The sequence below is a fragment of the Mucilaginibacter sp. genome (genome assembly GCF_028288225.1).
Lineage (GTDB): Bacteria > Bacteroidota > Bacteroidia > Sphingobacteriales > Sphingobacteriaceae > Mucilaginibacter.
In genome coordinates this window covers 75,537-94,927 of the sequence record NZ_JAQBOC010000017.1, presented here as the reverse complement: position 1 = coordinate 94,927, position 19,391 = coordinate 75,537, and the positions used below count along the sequence as shown (strand labels likewise).

Genomic DNA, 19,391 nt, shown 5'->3' with positions numbered 1-19,391 from the left:
ATTCAGTTAATAAGTTCAACTGCTACTGCTACTACCGTCTGCTACTATAGAAGGCCTTTAGTCGACGGTAAAACCATATTATTCACATCCCTTTTCACAGCCATTTTTATGGCTTTTGCAAAAGCTTTAAATATTGCTTCAATTTTATGATGCTCGTTTTCGCCTTCGGCTTTTATATTTAAGTTGCATTTTGCTGCATCAGAAAATGACTTGAAGAAGTGAAAGAACATTTCAGTAGGCATTTCTCCAATCTTCTCCCTCTTAAATTCAGCATCCCAAACAATCCAGTTCCGGCCGCCAAAATCAATGGCTGCCTGTGCCAGGCAATCATCCATCGGCAGGCAAAAGCCATAACGTTCAATTCCTTTTTTATTTCCTAAGGCTAAAGCAAAAACTTCGCCAAGGGCAATGCCCGTATCTTCGATGGTATGGTGCTCATCAATGTGCAGATCGCCATTAGCAACAACCTCTAAATCAATACTCCCATGTCGCGCAATCTGGTCGAGCATGTGATCAAAAAAATGAACACCTGTAGATACTTTTGACTCACCCGTACCATCAATGTTTATTTTTATATAGATATCGGTTTCTTTGGTGCTGCGGCGATGTTCAATAACACGTTCGCCCAGTTTTAAAAACTCATAGATCTTTTGCCAGTCGGTTGTTTCAAGAGCAACAGTGCTTTTTACCGCATCTTCTTCAGCCTTACCACTAAATTCATGACTTCCCAAATTTGAATTATCATTAAGCCAGATGGCTTTTGTGCCTAAATTGTAGCCGAGCAGCACATCATTTTTACGGTCGCCAATGGTAAATGAACCTTTCAGGTCATATTTTTCAGCATCAAAGTATTGGAGCAGCATCCCGACTCCCGGTTTACGGGTAGGGGCGTTTTCTGCAGGAAAGGTACGGTCAACACAGATGTCTGAAAATACAACACCCTCGTTCTCCAAGGTTTTTAGTACAAAATTTTGAACCGGCCAAAAAGTATCCTCAGGATATGAAGCAGTACCCAAACCATCCTGATTGGTAACCATTACAAGTTCATAATCCAGCTCTTTTGCAATTTTAGGCAAATATTGCAAAGCTCCCGGATAAAATTCCAGTTTGGCAAATGAGTCTATCTGTTCATCTGGTGTTTCTTTTATGATCGTACCGTCGCGGTCAATAAATAGTATTTTTTGCAGCTTGTTCATTTAAAATTTTGTAAAGTTTGGAGTAATATATTGTTTTCATCAGGTGTGCCAACTGTAATACGAAGGCAACCTTCGCACAATTCAACTTTTGACCTATTCCTTACGATAATGCCCTGTTGAACTAAATAATCATAGATCCCGTTTGCATTAGTGGTTTTAACAAGGATAAAATTAGCATCAGAAGGATAGATATCTATCACAAAATCAAAATCCTTTAAGCCTAAAACCAGTTTGTCTCTTTGCACTAATGTTTCCTTTATCCAGTTGTTCACCTGGTCGATATTATTCAATGCCTGCAAAGCCAGTTGTTGCGAAGCTTCGTTAACATTATAAGGCGGCTTTACTTTATTCATCACCTCAATAATTTCTTCGCTTGCAAAAGCCATTCCTACGCGTAAGCCAGCAAGGCCCCAAGCTTTTGAGAGTGTTTGCAAAACTACGAGGTTAGCATATTCAGTTAGCTCCTGGATAAAAGTTTTTTGACGACTAAAATTAATATACGCCTCATCAACAACCACAATACCGCTAAAATTGGCCAGCAAAGTTTCAACATCTGAACGATTGATCGAATTGCCTGTTGGGTTATTGGGTGAACAAATAAATATCAGCTTGGTATGGTTATCTATAGCTTCTGCAATTCCATCCAAATTAAGTTGAAATTCCCCGGTAAGTGGTACATTCTTTACGGCAATATCATTTATATTGGCCGACACCTGGTACATGCCATAAGTAGGTGGCACCAGTATCACATTATCCACTCCGGGGTTACAAAAGCTGCGAAAAAGAATATCAATAGCCTCATCGCTTCCGTTGCCCAAAAATATATTACGGGGTGGGACGCCTTTAATCCCGCTTAACCGCTTTTTAACCTCGAATTGCAGTGGATCGGGGTAGCGGTTATACTGTTGTTCCAATGGTGAGCCAAAAGCATTCTCATTGGCATCTAAAAATACGCTCGCCTCTCCCTGGTACTCATCCCGGGCAGAGGAGTAGGGGGTGAGGTTTTTTATGTTTTCTCTAAGCAGGCCCCCTAACCCCCTAAAGGGGGAATTACCGTCAGCGCCGCTATAGTATTGTTTATTTATATCTTCACTCATTTTAATATTCTTTATAATGTAACTCCCCTTTAGGGGGTTTGGGGGCCTCTTCTCACCGCTACCGCATTCTTATGCGCATGCAATCCTTCCAGTTCAGCCAGTATCTCAACAGAGGGGCCTATATTCTGGATTCCTTCGGGTGTTATGTGCTGAAAAGTGATCTTCTTCACAAATGAATCAACAGAAACGCCCGAATAAGCTCTTGCATAAGAACTCGTTGGCAAAGTATGATTTGTTCCGGATGCATAGTCACCAGCGCTTTCAGGTGTTAAGTTGCCAAGGAAAACGGAGCCTGCATTAATTATGTTTTTTGTTTGCTGTTGCCAGTTTGTGGTAGCTAATATCAGGTGTTCGGGTGCGTAAACGTTACTAAAATCCATTGCCTCATCCAGGTTATTTGTTACCACGATATAGGAGTTTTCCAATGCTACTTTTGCTATTTCGGCGCGCGGCAGTACACACAATTGCTTGTCGAGCTCGGCCAAAACATCTTCTGCAATTTTGTTTGATGTACAAACCAGTATCGACTGGCTATCCATTCCATGTTCCGCCTGTGCAAGCAAGTCGGCGGCTACATAAAGAGGGTTAGCAGTTTCGTCTGCAATTACTAACACTTCAGAAGGGCCCGCAGGCATATCAATTGCTGTTGTAGTTGTTGACTGGATGATGGTTTTAGCCTTGGTAACAAACTGGTTTCCCGGCCCGAAAATCTTATCAACCTTAGTAATAGTTTGCGTTCCGTAAGCCATTGCCGCTATCGCCTGCGAACCACCCGCAAGATAGATCTTATCAATTCCCAGCAATAATGCAACATAGGCTATAAATGCATTTACTTTTCCATTTTTTTGCGGAGGCGAGCAAACCACAATTTCATTGCATCCAGCTATTTGAGCAGGAATTCCCAGCATTAAAAAAGTGCTCGGCAAAACTGCCGATCCGCCAGGAATATACAGGCCAACTTTTTCAATAGGTCTTAATTCGCGCCAGCAGGTTACACCCGGCATGGTTTCAACCCTATCTTCTGTTTTAAGCTGTGTTTGGTGAAATTTATAAATGTTATTATATGCAACTTCAAGCGCGGCTTTCTGTTCAGTTGTAACAGCCGAAGCAATTTCTATTAATTCGTCTTTGTCCAGATCCAGTTTATCAAGTTCAACTTTATCAAACTTTAAAGCATAATCAAACAAAGCACTATCACCATTTTGCTGAACATGGGCAATAACATCTTCAACTATCGCCCGGATCTCATTAGCCGGATCAACATTGCGTTGAACCAGCTTTTGGATTTGCCCCTTAGTCAGATCTGAGTAATTATATTGCTTCATTTCAGTTTCCAGTTTGTGGTGGACAGTTTGTAGTTTCTGCCGCTGGCTAATACTGCCAACTGCGTACTGCTAACTGCCAACTATAAAATAATCTTCTCAATCGGCATTACCACAATCCCTTGTGCGCCGGCTTGTTTTAGTTGACTTATCCTGTCCCAAAAATCACGTTCAGGAATAACAGTATGCACAGCCACCCAGTTTTCTTCGGCCAATGAAATCACCGAAGGGCTTTTAACACCTGGTAATAAAGCAATAATAGCTGGTAAACTATCTTTATGAACGTTCAAAACCACGTATTTGGTTTCCTTTGCTCTTAATACTGACTGAATACGTTGAATTAATTCCTGCACCAGGTCTTCGTTTTCACTTCCTGCTCTTCCTATAAGCATAGCTTCTGACGACATCACATCTGCAAATGGTTTTAGCCCGTTACTTTTAAGTGTGCCGCCGGTGGATACCAGGTCGCAAATGGCATCACTTAATCCTAAACCCGGCGAGATCTCAACCGAGCCGGATATGGTGCGGATATCTGATGTTATTCCCTTTTCCTTTAAAAATTTACCCAATATAACAGGGTAGGTGGTAGCTATGGATTTACCGTTTAGTTCCGCAAGGCTTTGAATGTCGTCAGTGTTTGGGACGGCAATTTTAAGCGAACATTTGCCAAAGCCAAGACGTTGAAGGTAGCTTACCTTAACTTCGGTTTCCTGGATCACATTTTCGCCAACTATGCCCAGATCGGCTATGCCGTCCTGTACATATTCTGGAATATCGTCATCGCGAAGAAAAAGGATTTCGAGCGGAAAGTTTGAAACAGGAGAGATAAGCGAGCTTTTATAATTTTCGAAACTAAGGCCGCAATTTTTTAATAATTCAACGGATTTTTCGTTGAGCCGACCCGATTTTTGGATCGCTATTTTAAGTGTTTTCACTGAATGATTTTAAGGAACTATAATAAAAACATAAACGGAGGGTTGTTATTTCGCGTAGAAACATACATTTATCTAATCACCACATGGTGGTGATGGTGCAGATGCAAATGATATAATGTATAACCGTTCATTTTTTGTATAGTAAGACTATAGATGAGCGGTGCAAATATAGGGAACGATTTGTTAAATCAAAATTAAATTTCGATTTGCTTATTGATTAGTTATCCATGCAGAATTTAATTCCGGCTTATCAGCCTTAGAATCATAAACTGTGATCAGCCGGCAAATTAACCCCGTCCCACATTTTTTTTGCTGTCCAGTCTTCATCCGGAGCACTCCAGAAGGGATTTGATTCGGGTAATCCTAAAGGCAATAATATGGCGGAGCATAAGTATAAACTGCCTGTTGAGATATATCTTTCAGCTAAAGACGGCTGATGGCCATGCAAGCCAATCTGCAGCCAGCCATTATCATCAAACAAATTTTTAGCATCAGTTGCCTTTTTAATTACAGCAGTTAGTGCACACCTTACCTGGGCCGGGTTAAGCTGTTCTGGCAATTGCTGCTGATAGGCCATGTTTGCCAAATGATGAAAAGCACCGGTACGATAAGTTATTGACCGGCCAATTGGCGGATAACTGCCATCGGCAGCAATTAGGCGTTCCAGGATTATGGTATACCGCAAATTACGTTTTAACACCAGTTGCCTTATGGGTTCAAATGCAGTATTTTTAATAGATACTATCTTTAAAATATCATACAAATAGGGATGGATCACATAGCTGTTATAATAGTCCCAATGAAATTCGGCGCCATCGCCATACATACCATCGCCCTTATACCATTCCTGATGCTGTTTTATAGCGTAATCTATCTTTGTTAAATCAAAGGGTTCATTTATAGTAATAAAAAACACTTCAATCATAGCTGAAAATAATAACCAATTACTTTCAGGTGGTTTGATTTTATGGGTTTTTAGCAGACACGTAATTACGTTTTTCTTTACCCTGCTATCTAAACTCTTCCATAATTTGGGGCAGCGGATAAGGGCATAAGCAAAAAATGAAGCATCAACTAGCGGCTGGCCGCCTTCATCGCCCCAATTCATGTAATCCTTTGCATCGGGGTTTGTTGCATTTTCTATCCCTTTTAAGGCAAGCCCGAAATATTTGCTTTGTAGCTGTGTTTCAGTTGCGTTTAATTCTTCCGCTTGCAGCCAGGGGGCAATACCGGCCAGCAAGCGCCCAAAGGCTTCAAGGTGAGTGTATTTTGCCCTGTCATTAACCATTGACGGGTCTTTTGCTTCAACGGGCATTTTTTGTTTAAGCCCATCTGCTGCCAGTGCGGTTAATACCGGATCTGCCAGGTTTTCTAGATACTTAAACCATAATTTCCGGGTATTAATTGCCGGCAGGCCCATTGATTCAGAATTTACAGAAAGTGGGGAGGTTAGCAGCGGTGCTACACCAAGTACTCCGGCATTCTGCAAAAACTTTCTTCTCTTCATGGGTTTGGTTTACTTGTCGTCACAATAATAAATATCACCTTCTTTAGCCGCGCCAATTTTTACCAGTTTCTTATTCTTCATAATATCAGGCAGGCTAATCAGTTCGGTATTGTACAAGTTAGTAAACCAGATAAGGTAGAACCGCTTTTGCGCATAAAATTTTTGAACATCAGCTTTAGAATCCTTATGCGGGATTATGGTAGATGACATTCTGGTAAATAAGTAAACAGCTTCATCGGCGTCTGTATATATCGGGATGCCGGCCTTAAAGATGTTTTTATGATGTCTTAAGTACACTATAAATTCCGATTTATTCCAGTCGTCATCACTATAGCCCGGCACTCCGTAGTCACATTCGTCATCATATCGCTGGTAATCAGTTAAAACGGTTGAATATTCAAAGGCCAGCATTAAAATAATGGCAACCCCAGCCAACACATATTTAGCTTTTGATTTTATCAGTATTAAAACGTCAGGAACCCAACTGGTACACGATATAAGCAATGGAATAAACATCGGCGAGAGCAGGCGGCTATTGATGCGCTCATAGCGGGAAATACTTGCCGAGATCACTATAAAAAGTCCGTAAACTACAGCAAATGCAATTACAATATTTTCATAACTATTTATGCGCCCTTTAAAAGCCTTCCAAAGCAAAATACCAACTAAAGCCAACAAAACTACCGACGTAATAACAGATGCAAAGGGATATGCTGTTTTGCTTAAGCTGGCCCAGTCGCAAATTACGGTACCAAAATAGTATAAATTATCAATAAAAGGAGTGACTGAAGGATACCGCGTACCGGTACTTAAGCCCGAATTTATCCTGTTTAAAATCAAATTGCCAACAAGAAGTGAAACGGAAACAGAACCAAATATTAAAATATGGCTTATCTTCTTTTTAAGGGTCAGTTTATTATCCAGCAATAACATCAACCCGCCCGCACCTACAACGGTTACGCCAGCATAACGGGTAATGCAGCTAACCGCGGTAATAACCGCAACCCATATTAAAGCTTTAGTGCCATGTGTTTGCAGGTATTTCCAGTAAGCAATAATGAAAAGCAGGATCTCAAAAATAAATAAGGTTTCAGACCACAAATACGTGTAGATCTCTAATAATCCAGGACTTAAAATAATTGCAATAAGTATGAGCCATTTATAAATTCGGGAATGCGAAATAAATTTTTCCATTATCCAGCCGCTGGTAAAAATTACCGCAGCGAATAAAGAAGCATTGATCATTGCTCCGCCTTCAATAGGATCAACCCGCGATATAAACTGGATTACAGCCAGGAAACAAGGATAAAACAACGGGAAAAATACCAGCGGGCCTTTGTTGAACGTTAGTAGTGATCCATGCGCCTGTATATTGGTTGCCGTACTGGCATACATTATGGAATCGGGCGAGATACCTACACCGCTATATGCCGTAAACAGGTAAATAACATAAAAACCAATAATGGCAGCTATTAATGAATCAAGGTTATTTAAATAGCGTTTGGGGGACATGGAGTAAAGTTGTAAATGTTGTAAGGGTTATAAGTGTTGTAAAGGTTAAATGTAGCAAAGTTGTAAATATTTTAAACTTTATTGTATGATTGATTTTAAACCCTTACAACAACCCCAACTCACTACAACCTCAATCGATCAAATCAAGTATTTCGCTAATAGGCTGGTCGCTATTAATTAAAATGCCTTTTACACCTGCGGCGGTTCCTGCAATTACGTCACGTTCCCTGTCGCCAATGAAGTATGATTTTGCCGGGTCAAGATCATATTTTTCTATACCTTGTAACAATAATCCCGGTTTTGGTTTACGGCAATCACAATCGCCTGTAAAATCAGGATGATGCGGGCAGTAAAAGAAGTCGGTTAGCTCAACACCATGCTTATGATAAGTTTCTTTTAAGCTGTTATGCATTTTAGCCAGTTCATCTTCGTTATACCATCCTTTTGCCAGGCCGCCCTGATTGGTAGCCACCAGTAATAAATAACCCTTATCCTGCAGCGTTTTTAAGGCATCGAAATTATCAAGAATATGGAAATCTTCAAGCCGGCGCACATAGTCGCCCATTTCGCGGTTCAGCACACCGTCACGATCTAAAAAAACAGCTTTATTTTTTTGAGGCATTCAATTAAATTTTTGCAAATGTAATAATTCTTAAAACAAGTGCTTTTTGAGATGCCATAAAGGTCTATGAAAACAAAAAAGGCATAATAGTCAAAACTATCATGCCCTTATATATTTTAATTTGAGTAAAAGGTTTTATCGCTAATTATTAGTTACTGGTAAAGGTATAAGGTACACTGTTAAATCCGCCGCCCGAAACAACTGCCACTGTAACTGAGATAACGTTGCCGTTATTATCATAATTATTTACAAGTGTTGTAAAGTTAAATGTTCCGGTTATCTGGTTCTTTACAGAGTCAACAGCCGTAACTATCACCGTGCCCGAGCCGGGTGCAACTATTCCATTTGGGGTATATACAACATTGCCCTGAGAATTTTTTTGAGGCGTTAAAAATGCGAGCTTTAGGTTGGGTGTGGCATCAACAGTATAAGTGCCCAAAGGGAACCCGCTTGAATTGACAGGTGTGCTTTTGGTAAGTGATATGGTAACTTTTTTGTTGAAGGCTGTCCCTTCGCAGATGAAAGTTTTGGTTTTGGCTGCTGAGTTAAACGTTAACGATGAACTAACAGTATCGGAATACCAGGTACTGTCTTTTATATTAGCGATCATTAAGGAGGTTGAAACGGAAGTAGCTACAACTGTGTCTTTTTTACAGTTTTCCAAAAATAAAATGCCCGATAACAAAATAGCAATAAGTGAAATTTTCTTCATATATGATTATTTAGCAAAGGAACGATTTTTAGCTAAATTTAATATAAAGTATTTCGTTTTTTACATTTTTTAACAATTGGCGCATTTTAAGCTATGTTTATTAACATTCCCGGGTTTTATTTTTACCTGTAAACGAGCAGGTTTTTTACTTGAAATAGGATAGTGGGATCTCTTTCCACATACCATGTGACAGGTTACCTGTAAGTAATTCATAAATTAAGTACAACGGCCAGAATATGTAGCTGATTAGCAGTAATATAAGGTTGTGATTATAGTACCAGTTTACCATTAATGCATACACACCCAATACTAAATACAGGATGCTTGAATCTCTATTTTTCATAATCTCGACTAAGGTTTTCTAAAAAATCTGTTCAATATTAAGAAATTCAGGATACTTTCTGGCATTTGTTATACAAATTTAGCTGATTAAATATAACCATCTTTAATAATGGGTTTATATATTGTTAATAACTATTGATCAACTCAACCTAAGTTAAATTTGTTTGTTAAGCATAATTATATAACTTGGCATCCTGATATACTTAATATCGCTTATAAAACCTATTTAAAAACAAAATGCCCTAACAAGGGTTTAATCTAAAAAAAAAACAAAACTTATCATGGCAACAACAAATGGCATTACTGCGTATTCAGTAAAAACAAAGACTAAAAATGTACCAATGATTGATCCGGTTATTGACATTAAATCAGGAAGGTACATAGCGACAGGAAAAGACAGTGCCGGCAACAAAATGGCCGCTATTATGGGCAAAGCCACTGCCGAAGAACACATAAAAAACGGTAACGCTAAAAAAGGTTCTGGCTGGTAGTCTATTAATTCATTGCCTTATAGAGGTTAATGACACAATCATACCTGGCTTAAGTTTATCCGTGTTTTGTACATAGTTACTTATGCCAGGTATTATTTTTTATACTCATTTTTGCGCTCACCTTTTAGCCTCCAGCCCTCTTATTTGTTCTTTATAGGTATCGGGCAATAAAGCATTTTTAAAAAAACCTTCTATTTTAAATAGGCGCAGCATTTTATACAATTGCAGAAATGGTTTTATCCACGCCATATTTCCAACCGGGAGCAGCTTTTTTACATAGTGCGGTACCAATATCAATTGCACTTGTTTTAAAATAATATATCTTGTTGTTCCTAAATGATGTTTATACTGCCGGTAAAGATCAATCGTAAATTCGCTGCTGATAAGATTTTGCCGCAAGTGTTCTTTGCGCGTTGCACAATATTCCTGGTAGGATGAAGGTAATCCTGCCAGCTGCATTCGTTTACCAACCCTGTTGAAAACATGGAATATTTCAACCTTTTCTGTCTCGGTAAGTTTGCGCTCTAATAGTTCAAAGGAGCGGATGGAATAATCTATGAGCAAAAATAATACATCGAGATAAGCCCAATCGGGTATTTCTGCACCACGTTTTTTTTCAACCCCCTTATGTATGGCCGTGATCTTATCTATCGCTTGCAGTGCGGCCTCCTTTTCAGAAAAAATGATCTGGTGTGAATACTCAACCGTTGAAAATAATCGTCCGAGCGGATCTTTGGGTAGCCGGCCGGTATAATACAGCCAATCAACTGCCTTATTCAGAGCAAATTCAGCAGCAGCGCCTGCAAATATGAATAATACGGTATCGGCCTTACCCCATATCGCTCTTACTATCGAATTTTTATTAACAAACAAGCTTTCCATTTAATTAAAAGTTTTTCATGCTATGTTTCACATTTTCAACAATTATCACCAATACTATGCCGAGTGTGTACGCCAACAGGTCTGTAAAATAAAAAGATGTGCCTAATAAAATCTTTGCGATTTTGGAATGTTGCAAACCCAATAGTTTCACTAAATGGAAGTATTGTGAAACTTCAATTATATAAGAAAATAACAAAACGCGACAAGCTGTTTTAAAAGCCGGGGCATTTATAAAACTTTTTATTAAACAATATATCAGGATAACCACCAGCAAATCGCCCCCGTATGGACGGATAACAGCATCATGTATGTCGGCGCCTATTATAAATTCAATGATAAGGAGGAATAAGGTAAATATGAAATAAGATTTATTAAAGCCAAACATTGATGTTTTATAAAGTACTTTGAATTACAAAGTAAATGAATTTTATTTAGATTTACAATAGCGAAGGGGTGATTTTAATTGCAGCGACAGATCTATCAAACCATTTTTTCCGGAAAAATGATGTCTTTTTTGCTATCTTTGCAGAAATCCCAGCCCGTTTTGATATACACTTTCGGCTACTGACCATTACTATATGGTGAAGCATCGGGCAATTTCTATTCTAAATTTTTAAATATTATGGCGAAATCACAGGCGACCTTCATGAAGAAGCAACTCGAAAAAAACAGGCAGAAGAAGAAAGAAGATAAAGAGCAACGTAAGCTTGATCGTCAGCAAAACCCTACCAGCGGAAATCTTGATGATATGATGGCTTATGTTAATGAGTTTGGCGAAATAGTTTCAACACCTCCCGATAATTATAAAAAATCTGAATAATAGAACTACCTGTGTAATTATGTAGATTAGTGTTTTTAACTCATGTACATGAAACGGTTTTTCCTTTTTTTATTTTGTTTAATAAATAGTGTAGCTAATGCCCAGGATATTACTGGCAATGCCATTGTTTTGGGCCATACAGACAGTATCCAATCAAAAATACTGAATGAAAAAAGAACGATATGGGTGCATTTGCCTGCCGGAGCCAATAATCCAAACAACGCTGGTTTACGCTATCCGGTAGTTTATGTATTGGACGGCTCCGAGCATTTTGCTTCTGTATCAGGAATTATCCAGTATCTGAGCGAAGCTAATGGCAACATGATTTGCCCGGATATGATAGTGGTTGGTATAAATAATACTGACAGAACACATGATCTAACCCCAACAAACAGTCACCTGGACTATGAAAATAAGCCAACCAATTCGTTCAAAACATCTGGTGGCGGCCAAAAATTTACAGCATTTATTGAAAGGGAGTTAGTGCCTTATATCGAATCAAAATATCCGGCAGCGCCTTTCCGGATGCTCATAGGGCATTCATTCGGCGGACTTACTGCGGTTAATATTTTAATAAATCATACCAATCTTTTCAATGCCTATACTATTATTGACCCCAGTATGTGGTGGGATAATAATAAATTATTAAAACAAGCTCACGATGTTTTAAGTCAAAAAAGCTTTGCCGGCAAATATGTGTTTATGGGAATTGCCAATACTATGCCTGCAAGTGAAGATACTGCACATGCACACCGCGATACTTCTGCAAAAACCAATCATATCCGCTCCATCCTAAATCTTGCTGACGAATTTAAACATAACCCCAATAATGGCTTAACCTTTAGCTATAAATATTATAACGATGATAACCATAATTCATCGCCATTAATAGCTGAATATGATGCCTTCCGGTTTTTGTTCAGCTACTATAAATTACCTAAGGAAACTGATGCAGCATTGTATGATGCCTCCGCTAAATTGGACGTAGCGGCGGTTATTGAGGTGCATTATGCAGATGTATCCAAACATATGGGTTATAAGTTATTACCTCCCGAAACCATTCTTGATGCCATGGGACACGATTATCTGGAGGTGAATTTAAATGACAGGGCACTTGCTTTATTTACGCTTAATACCAAATACTATCCGGGTAATGCCGGGGTGTATGTTGCCATGGGTGATTATTATACGGTAAAAAAGGATAAAGAAAAAGCTGTTGAGCTTTATAATAAGGCTTTAAAGCTAAAGGATGATCCCAAAACCAGGGAAAAACTAAGTAAGATACTAGCATCTAAATAATTAAAAACGGATGACTGAGAATTATACACAGATCCTTAAAAATGCACGCACCATACTTTTGGTTGACTGGCCCGGCGCCGATGTTCCGTTGTCACTATTAAAAGCAGGTTTTACAATAGTCAGCTATGCTCCGGACAGTTATTCAATGGCATCATTTGAAACTAACTATGAGGGTAAAGAAAAGTTTGTTTTCAAAAACCTCGATGAGTTACAAGGAGAAATTGATATTGTAAACATCTTTCGACCGGAGGAGGAGCATTCAGAAATTATATCCCGCCATGTTTTGCCATTAAAAGCAAAAGCAGGTTGGTTGCAGCCAACTGTAACGTCTGCAAATACTGCTGCTCTTGCCAGTTTACATGGGCTAATGTTTATTGAAGGAATAGATATTGCTTCCGTCGCAAAGTCCCTATAAATACGATGTAAACCACACGTCCATCTGCATTTTTAATTATTTTTTCGGCAGATTAGCATTTGGGTCAGCAGAGCCTTTAGCACTTGGGTCTCCGGAGACCGAATCATTTTTAATTTTTTTTTGATTTCCCGGGGTAATAGCTGTATCCGCTTTTGTGCCTTTCCTCGCTGAATCTGTTGAATTGCTTTTTGCTGCATTATTATTTCCGCAAGCCATCAATAATGCTGATATCAACAAGAAAGCTAATAGGATCTTGTTCGTTTTCATATCCTGGTATTTATAAAGCTAACACCCGGTGGGAAAATTTGTTCAAACATTTGTATTTAAAGTAAATTAATATAAAAAGGATGCAGCCTATAGCTGCACCCTCGATTATGGATTAAGTGATCATTGAGTTTTAATCCTGGATCCTGAAGTATTTTTTAACTGCATCATAATCATTAAGATTTAAATGATTGTTTTTTATTGCTGCCACGTTAACTCCGCCCGGAATTATAATATACTGGTATTGTAAATCATAGGTTTGCATTAAGGCTTATCGGTTATTCTTAAATAGCGCTTTAATCCTGCATAGCCTATAGCCGGTATATTAACATTGGCCGGGATAATCACAAAACGAAACTGGTGTGCATTAGAAATAGAGCTATAAAGGTTTAAACTGCTTATCAACTGGATTCTGACATTGCCCGGAGATACTAAAGCAGACCATGTATCTGTATTAGCTGTTCCTTGTATATAGGTAATAGCTATAGGTAATTGGGCTACCTGGTCAGTGGGCCAGATGGCAGGATTATAACCATTTAGTTTTGCAAAAGTAATTACAGTCCCTTTGTCAAGGATGGCTTGTGTGACAGCTGGTACAGCTATATCGTGATAAAAGTGGGTTGACCCAAAAACAATATCATTTAGATAGGTGGCGGGGGTAATCCAATCTGTATACATAACATTGGCATTTCCATCTGCTCCCGTGGCACCAGTAGCTCCCGTAGCACCAACAGATCCAGTAGCACCAGTAGCTCCAGTAGCGCCAACAGCACCAGTAGCTCCAGTAGCGCCAACAGCTCCCGTAGCGCCAACAGATCCTGTAGCTCCCGTAGCACCAGTAGCCCCTTTGAACGATACCGCTGCACCCCATCCTGTTGTGGTTTTGGGACCGTACAATAAATAATTGCTTTTATCAAGATAATAATCGCCAATGTTACCCGATGAGATTGCTGGGATACCAATCCCGTTCAGGATCTTATTTCCAGGGGTTCCGGCTGCTCCTGTTGCTCCCATAAGTGAAAAACCGGTTCCCCAGCCGGTTGTTGTTTTTGGGCCGTATAGCAAGCCATTGCTTTTGTTCAGGTAAAAATCGCCGTTTACACCGGTTGAGGCCAGCGGAGCAGTAGTCCCACTATAAATAATACTCCCATTCTTACCATTGGAACCAGATGGCCCGGCAGGACCTACCGCACCTTGAGGGCCGGTGGCGCCGGTGCTACCCGCTGAACCCTGGGGACCTACAGCGCCGTTTTTGCCGCATGATGAGGCAAATATTGCAACGACTGCCAGTAGCAAAAATAAATTGTTGATTTTTTTCATATGTTTAAGTGTTGGTTAATTTTGTTTGTTATGATTTTGTATAGCGCTAGCTTAATAAATAGATGCTGTCATGCACCCCAAAATTGAATAAGATAACATTGTGAATGAGAAGGGTAATTACCTGATATTCCAAGTAATAACACCCGAATTTATTTGCGTATTATTACCAGGGGTGTTAAGTATTTTTACTCATTGACGATTAACAATAATATGTTGATGGCCAGATGTTTTATACGCAGTAGTGAATGGGATTTAACTGTTAACCAGCGGGACCGAACCGGACTGCTTTGTTCAATGACAAATACATAAGTAAACTAGTTTTTTCATGTTTTATAGATTAAATGGTTGGCATAAAAGTATTTGACTATAAAACAAGCCACAATCATAAATGCTTATGATTTGGCGCCGCTTAAATCTTCATTCAACTAAAATAAATATGAAAAACTCATTGGTTTATATGAGAAGCTGTTTTACCATTGATGGAAAAAGTGGAATTTTAGGATCACTTGTGCACCAGTAGCTTATCTTCGAAACAGGATGAATAATAGCCATAATAATCGATAGCTTTTGGGGAAAGACCTGCTTTGAAAACCATTGTCCTGTCAACATTAAATACAACAGGATCTGAATGTCTAAGCTTAATTAACCGGCTATATATATAAATATCCAGCTACCCTTACAATTTCCCTTTATTGTTATTAATTTTAAGCAAAACATTACATTCATGAAGCGTATAGGATTAATAATAGGTTTAATAGTTCTTTTAATATTGGCAGGGATATTTTATTATCGCTACTATTTTGTTTTTGGTGATGGAACCAAGGCTGGCGCCATGAACTATTTTGTGCACAAAGGGTACTTGTTTAAGACCTATGAAGGCAGGCTCATCCAATCGGGCATCCGCACACAAACACAAGGTAATATACAATCTAACGAATTTATGTTTTCGGTAACCAATCAACATGTTGCTGACCAGCTAAATAAAAGTGCAGGGGCTTATCTTGAACTGCATTATAAAGAATACCTGCATACACTACCATGGCGGGGTGTTAGTGTGTTTGTTGTTGATAGTATCATGTCCGTTCGCCCGGCTACGCCTGTGCAGCCATAATTAAAGGGGGAGTGCATGACTATTCAAACTTTAGTGTTTAATGGTTGTTTATTATAAAACTAATTAAAACACCATGTGGAACGAAACCAATAATAAGCTTTATAAAGCTTTTAAGTTTAAAGATTTTTCGGCTGCATTTTCATTTATGACAAGGGTAGCCTTGCTTGCCGAGAAAAACAACCATCATCCAACCTGGACAAATACCTATAACAAGGTAGAGATCTGGCTGTCAACCCATGATGCTGGTGACACTGTTACGGACAAAGACAGGTTACTGGCAGATGAGATTGATGGTGTATTTGAAACGTTAATAAACATTCATTCCATACCATGACAGTTTTTAAATTTTTTGCCACTCCCACAAACGCAAGAGGCATTTCTTCCCGTTTTTGGTTCGACTCTATAAGTTGGTTCCTTAAGGAATTCTTTAAATGGAATTTGATTTTGAGTTTTTGGAGGCAATTGGGAATAAACTAAACTTGCAACTCCTTTAAACTCTGCTAAGCCTAAGACTTTATCCCTGATATTTAATATGTGTACTAATGTCATAGCTAAGTCATGGCTGTCGCCTATTTGACTTTTCAAAGAATACGATTTAAATAAGTATCCTAGTGCAAGTGGATAATTCTCTTTAGGCTTTTTCATATAAATAGCCCCTAAATTATGATACGGAATGGCACATTCTAATTCACTTCCAATCTCTTCATAAATAGTTAAACTTTGGTTGATTTTTTCTAAAGCCTCATCTAACCTCCCAAGACTAATTCAAATATTTCCTATATTATTAAGTGACGTAGCGGTTTCCTTTTTATCTCCTATTTCCAAAAATAACTCTAACCCTTTCTTACTCATTTTTTCGGCTTCCGTCAAATTATTCATAGTTTGTAAAATGGTACCCATACTTCCCGCTGCACTTGCCATAGCCGATTTATATCCCAAGATTTGTGAAATATTTAAACTATCATTATGCATTTTTAACGCCTCGGTCAATCTGTTTTTTTTACTATAAATATTTCCGATGAGATTTAAAGTACCTGAAATAATAGCCTTATTACCAATAATTCGTGCAACTGAAAGACTTTTTTTATAGCATAATAAAGCCTCGTTTAATTCTTCCTTGTGTTTAAAAATGCTTCCTATGTGACTTAATGAATTTGCAATTCCAGATTTGTCACTGATTTCCTCATATTTTTTTAAACTTTCTCGATGAGTTATTAAAGCATCATTCAATTTACCTTGTTTCGCATATATTGAAGCAATATTTAGCAAGGAAGAAGCAATTCCTTCTTTATCATTGATTTTTAGTCTGATTTGGTAGGCCTCATTAAAATTCTTAAGTGAACTTTCCATCTCTCCTAACCAGAGATAGACTAGTCCTATGTCATTTAAAGCTCTCGCTTCTTCTTTTAGAAATTGATTTTCCCTAGATAATTGAAAGGCTTTTTCGTAATAGGGAAGAGCTTCTTTGATATTTCCTTTCCTATACATCATTTCACCATATTTTATTATTCCTTCTGTCTGTACTTTTTTATCCTGATTATTCCATTGGGCATTGTCAAAATATATCAAAGCATCGTCCCATCTCCCCTGTATTTCTGCTATATCACCATAAAAAATATTAAATATTGGTCTGTTGAAATCAATGTCTTTAAGTTTGTCCAATAAGGTTATTACTAGGCCTAATTGACCAAACCAAATTAAATGTCTGCCTTTTTCTTCAATTTCGACTTCAATTCGGCCCCATTGTTTACTTTGTGCTAAATGATAAAAGATTTGCTCTTCCAAAACTGGACTTAATTCTGTTTTTCGTTGGCTTGTATAATATTCAGCTGCTTTTGCGTGAACAACTTCTTTTTCTACTAAAGCTTTGTAACAAAATTCTCTAACCAACGGATGTATTTCATAAAATCCATTTACATAAGAAAGGAGATTTTTCTTTTGCAATAATTTGGGTGCAGTTTGAAATAATTTATCCGAAATTATTCCCTTAACGGTTTCGAATGAAACACTTTCTGTAAAAACAGAAAATTGTTTAATGAAATTCTTTTCATCATCTGTAGCATCGGGGCGACTGAAAATTTCATTAAGCAATCGTTCACTTATAAGTTCAGCACTATCATCTTCAACCATCTTTTTAATAATGTCAGACGAACTAACACCATCACTTAGTAAAAGAATTGCAAAATCAATCGCTAAAGGATAACCTTTAAGTTCATCACATAGCCTTTCGAGTTCAACATCATCAATCAATAAAATATCTTTATAACTATGTTGAATTAGAGCTTTGGCATAATCTAATTTTCTTTCTTTTAAACCTAGAATATGAATTCGTTTAGGAGTAAGACTTAAACTTTGAATATTATCGCGATCAATTACTATTATGCTACCTTTTTGTAAATACTCTTGAGAAAAACTCACAAATTCTTTAAATGCTGGATTGTTATTGGTTTCTTGGAAATTATCAAGAAAAAGATAAAGACTACCTTCTTGGATTTTGTCTTTAAATGCACTAAACTTCTCTTTATCAGTTTTACTACTGCCTTTTAGTAGTTCAGGATAACCGGCTTCACTTATAAGAGTATCTAATTGTGAGGCTGTATTACATTTATACAATATTATCTTATCCTTAGGAATATGCTTCTCGATACATTTACTTACAAATTGTGTTTTGCCGATTCCTCCAGGACCGTCAATCGCAATAAAATTATTCCCTGCAATAATCGCTTTTTGGAATTCTTCAATTTCCTTTTCTCTCCCGATAAAATAAGGCTTTGGTAAAGGGTATTGTTTTAATTTGTTTTCGGAATCTTTAAACGAAATTGAAATCTCTTCAATGTTGACACTTTGAAGAGAAGGATACGTTTCAGTTAAATATTTATTTAGATCTATATAAAAAAGTCCATGATACTCAGCTTCTTTAAATGCCTGGTATCTTATTCTACTTTCTTTTTCAACATCTTCCTTGAGTAACAGTACTTTATTGTGTTTATTTGACTCTTCAACATTTTTTGGCTGATACCCTTCTTTTAAATAAAGGAAAATTTTCTTGTCTTGTTTTTTTGCTCTATCAAATTCTTCTTTTGTAAATTCTCCAATCCTTGAATAAAATAATACTACGATGACATCACATTTATCAATCAACGGATTTATTTTATCTTGAATTCTGTTGTATCCGGGGTTACTACCAGACGCTGTATCTAATTCAAAAAGTATTGGTTCTAAATGTAAATGTGGAAAGGTTTTATTAATCTCTACAATAACATTCGAACTTTTTGTTCTTTCGGAATTCAATTCACTAGATGAGGCTATAAAGATTTTTACATCAATTCTTTCAGACATGAAATACTGTTTTTTAAATGACTAAAAATTTAGTGTGTCTATAAACAAATTGGTCAACTCTGCCTAATTTATTACCAAATCTATTATCATTAATCAATTTACACTAAAAGTAAATATAGGTAAAAGTTATGCTAAGAAGGCGAATGCAAGCTGTACTACATTTTGCATTATTCCACAAACAAACTTTTTTCCACAAAAGGCTTAA

22 protein-coding genes are annotated in these 19,391 nt (G+C 37.7%); 6 read left to right on the top strand and 16 right to left on the bottom strand.

Features of this window, described 5'->3' with window-relative positions:
• Window positions 1-44: 44 nt before the first annotated feature.
• From hisB to JWQ54_RS04770, 9 genes are all read right to left on the bottom strand, one after another.
• Entirely contained in the window at window positions 45-1,196 is a 1,152-nt protein-coding gene (gene hisB / locus JWQ54_RS04810; RefSeq protein WP_299581030.1) for a bifunctional histidinol-phosphatase/imidazoleglycerol-phosphate dehydratase HisB, read from the bottom strand.
• Entirely contained in the window at window positions 1,193-2,293 is a 1,101-nt protein-coding gene (gene hisC, locus JWQ54_RS04805) for a histidinol-phosphate transaminase (protein WP_299581027.1), read from the bottom strand. The genes hisB and hisC overlap by 4 nt, the downstream gene beginning before the upstream one ends.
• 29 nt (window positions 2,294-2,322) lie before the next feature.
• Entirely contained in the window at window positions 2,323-3,618 is a 1,296-nt protein-coding gene (gene hisD, locus JWQ54_RS04800) for a histidinol dehydrogenase (RefSeq protein WP_299581025.1), read from the bottom strand.
• A gap of 80 nt (window positions 3,619-3,698) precedes the next feature.
• Window positions 3,699-4,550 carry an ATP phosphoribosyltransferase gene (hisG, locus tag JWQ54_RS04795; RefSeq protein WP_299581023.1) on the bottom strand — a complete coding sequence of 284 codons (852 nt, stop codon included), beginning with the start codon at window positions 4,548-4,550 and terminating at the stop codon, window positions 3,699-3,701.
• Window positions 4,551-4,812: 262 nt separating this feature from the next.
• Window positions 4,813-6,057 (bottom strand): DUF2264 domain-containing protein, encoded by a 1,245-nt coding sequence (locus JWQ54_RS04790; RefSeq protein ID WP_299581021.1) that lies wholly within the window; start codon window positions 6,055-6,057, stop codon window positions 4,813-4,815.
• 9 nt (window positions 6,058-6,066) lie between these two features.
• The gene (locus JWQ54_RS04785) at window positions 6,067-7,569 is read right to left on the bottom strand and encodes a hypothetical protein (protein WP_299581019.1); all 1,503 of its coding nucleotides are present in this window, start codon (window positions 7,567-7,569) and stop codon (window positions 6,067-6,069) included.
• Window positions 7,570-7,699: 130 nt separating this feature from the next.
• On the bottom strand, window positions 7,700-8,191 hold the full coding sequence (locus JWQ54_RS04780) for an HAD family hydrolase (RefSeq protein WP_299581017.1): 492 nt from the start codon (window positions 8,189-8,191) through the stop codon (window positions 7,700-7,702).
• Window positions 8,192-8,339: 148 nt separating this feature from the next.
• A complete protein-coding gene (locus JWQ54_RS04775; protein WP_299581015.1) occupies window positions 8,340-8,903 on the bottom strand; it encodes a DUF6252 family protein in 564 nt (187 codons plus the stop codon).
• A gap of 145 nt (window positions 8,904-9,048) precedes the next feature.
• Window positions 9,049-9,246, bottom strand: coding sequence for a hypothetical protein (locus JWQ54_RS04770; protein WP_299581013.1), 198 nt, complete (start codon window positions 9,244-9,246; stop codon window positions 9,049-9,051).
• 280 nt (window positions 9,247-9,526) lie between these two features.
• Between JWQ54_RS04770 and JWQ54_RS04765 the strand changes: the two genes are divergently transcribed.
• The gene (locus tag JWQ54_RS04765) at window positions 9,527-9,736 is read left to right on the top strand and encodes a hypothetical protein (RefSeq protein ID WP_299581010.1); all 210 of its coding nucleotides are present in this window, start codon (window positions 9,527-9,529) and stop codon (window positions 9,734-9,736) included.
• Between the two features lie 117 nt (window positions 9,737-9,853).
• Here JWQ54_RS04765 and JWQ54_RS04760 read toward each other — a convergent pair whose 3' ends face one another.
• Together JWQ54_RS04760 and JWQ54_RS04755 are read right to left on the bottom strand one after the other, a co-directional pair.
• The gene (locus JWQ54_RS04760; RefSeq protein ID WP_299581007.1) at window positions 9,854-10,618 is read right to left on the bottom strand and encodes an oxygenase MpaB family protein; all 765 of its coding nucleotides are present in this window, start codon (window positions 10,616-10,618) and stop codon (window positions 9,854-9,856) included.
• Between the two features lie 4 nt (window positions 10,619-10,622).
• Window positions 10,623-11,003: a DUF2809 domain-containing protein gene (locus JWQ54_RS04755; RefSeq protein ID WP_299581004.1), complete on the bottom strand. Its 381-nt coding sequence runs from the start codon at window positions 11,001-11,003 to the stop codon at window positions 10,623-10,625.
• 261 nt (window positions 11,004-11,264) lie between these two features.
• Between JWQ54_RS04755 and JWQ54_RS04750 the strand changes: the two genes are divergently transcribed.
• Genes JWQ54_RS04750 through JWQ54_RS04740 form a run of 3 tightly spaced genes read left to right on the top strand, consistent with a single transcriptional unit; the run spans window position 11,265 to window position 13,152 of the window.
• The gene (locus JWQ54_RS04750; protein WP_299581001.1) at window positions 11,265-11,438 is read left to right on the top strand and encodes a hypothetical protein; all 174 of its coding nucleotides are present in this window, start codon (window positions 11,265-11,267) and stop codon (window positions 11,436-11,438) included.
• A 48-nt stretch (window positions 11,439-11,486) separates the two neighbouring features.
• Window positions 11,487-12,737, top strand: a complete 1,251-nt coding sequence (locus JWQ54_RS04745; RefSeq protein ID WP_299580999.1) for an alpha/beta hydrolase-fold protein — start codon at window positions 11,487-11,489, stop codon at window positions 12,735-12,737.
• Window positions 12,738-12,747: 10 nt separating this feature from the next.
• On the top strand, window positions 12,748-13,152 hold the full coding sequence (locus JWQ54_RS04740; protein WP_299580996.1) for a CoA-binding protein: 405 nt from the start codon (window positions 12,748-12,750) through the stop codon (window positions 13,150-13,152).
• 36 nt (window positions 13,153-13,188) lie between these two features.
• Here JWQ54_RS04740 and JWQ54_RS04735 read toward each other — a convergent pair whose 3' ends face one another.
• From JWQ54_RS04735 to JWQ54_RS04725, 3 genes are all read right to left on the bottom strand, one after another.
• Window positions 13,189-13,419: a hypothetical protein gene (locus tag JWQ54_RS04735; protein ID WP_299580993.1), complete on the bottom strand. Its 231-nt coding sequence runs from the start codon at window positions 13,417-13,419 to the stop codon at window positions 13,189-13,191.
• A gap of 130 nt (window positions 13,420-13,549) precedes the next feature.
• Window positions 13,550-13,681 carry a hypothetical protein gene (locus tag JWQ54_RS04730; RefSeq protein ID WP_299580990.1) on the bottom strand — a complete coding sequence of 44 codons (132 nt, stop codon included), beginning with the start codon at window positions 13,679-13,681 and terminating at the stop codon, window positions 13,550-13,552.
• Complete coding sequence (locus JWQ54_RS04725) at window positions 13,681-14,736, bottom strand: hypothetical protein (protein WP_299580987.1); 1,056 nt, start codon at window positions 14,734-14,736, stop codon at window positions 13,681-13,683. The genes JWQ54_RS04730 and JWQ54_RS04725 overlap by 1 nt, the downstream gene beginning before the upstream one ends.
• 724 nt (window positions 14,737-15,460) lie before the next feature.
• Here JWQ54_RS04725 and JWQ54_RS04720 point away from each other — a divergent pair.
• Both JWQ54_RS04720 and JWQ54_RS04715 read left to right on the top strand, forming a co-directional pair.
• Window positions 15,461-15,847 (top strand): hypothetical protein, encoded by a 387-nt coding sequence (locus JWQ54_RS04720; RefSeq protein ID WP_299580984.1) that lies wholly within the window; start codon window positions 15,461-15,463, stop codon window positions 15,845-15,847.
• A gap of 73 nt (window positions 15,848-15,920) precedes the next feature.
• On the top strand, window positions 15,921-16,181 hold the full coding sequence (locus JWQ54_RS04715; RefSeq protein WP_299580981.1) for a 4a-hydroxytetrahydrobiopterin dehydratase: 261 nt from the start codon (window positions 15,921-15,923) through the stop codon (window positions 16,179-16,181).
• Here the strand turns inward: JWQ54_RS04715 and JWQ54_RS04710 are convergent.
• Both JWQ54_RS04710 and JWQ54_RS04705 read right to left on the bottom strand, forming a co-directional pair.
• A complete protein-coding gene (locus tag JWQ54_RS04710; protein WP_299580978.1) occupies window positions 16,166-16,492 on the bottom strand; it encodes an SEC-C metal-binding domain-containing protein in 327 nt (108 codons plus the stop codon). The genes JWQ54_RS04715 and JWQ54_RS04710 overlap by 16 nt on opposite strands.
• A gap of 120 nt (window positions 16,493-16,612) precedes the next feature.
• Entirely contained in the window at window positions 16,613-19,186 is a 2,574-nt protein-coding gene (locus tag JWQ54_RS04705; RefSeq protein ID WP_299580975.1) for a tetratricopeptide repeat protein, read from the bottom strand.
• Window positions 19,187-19,391 lie beyond the last annotated feature (205 nt).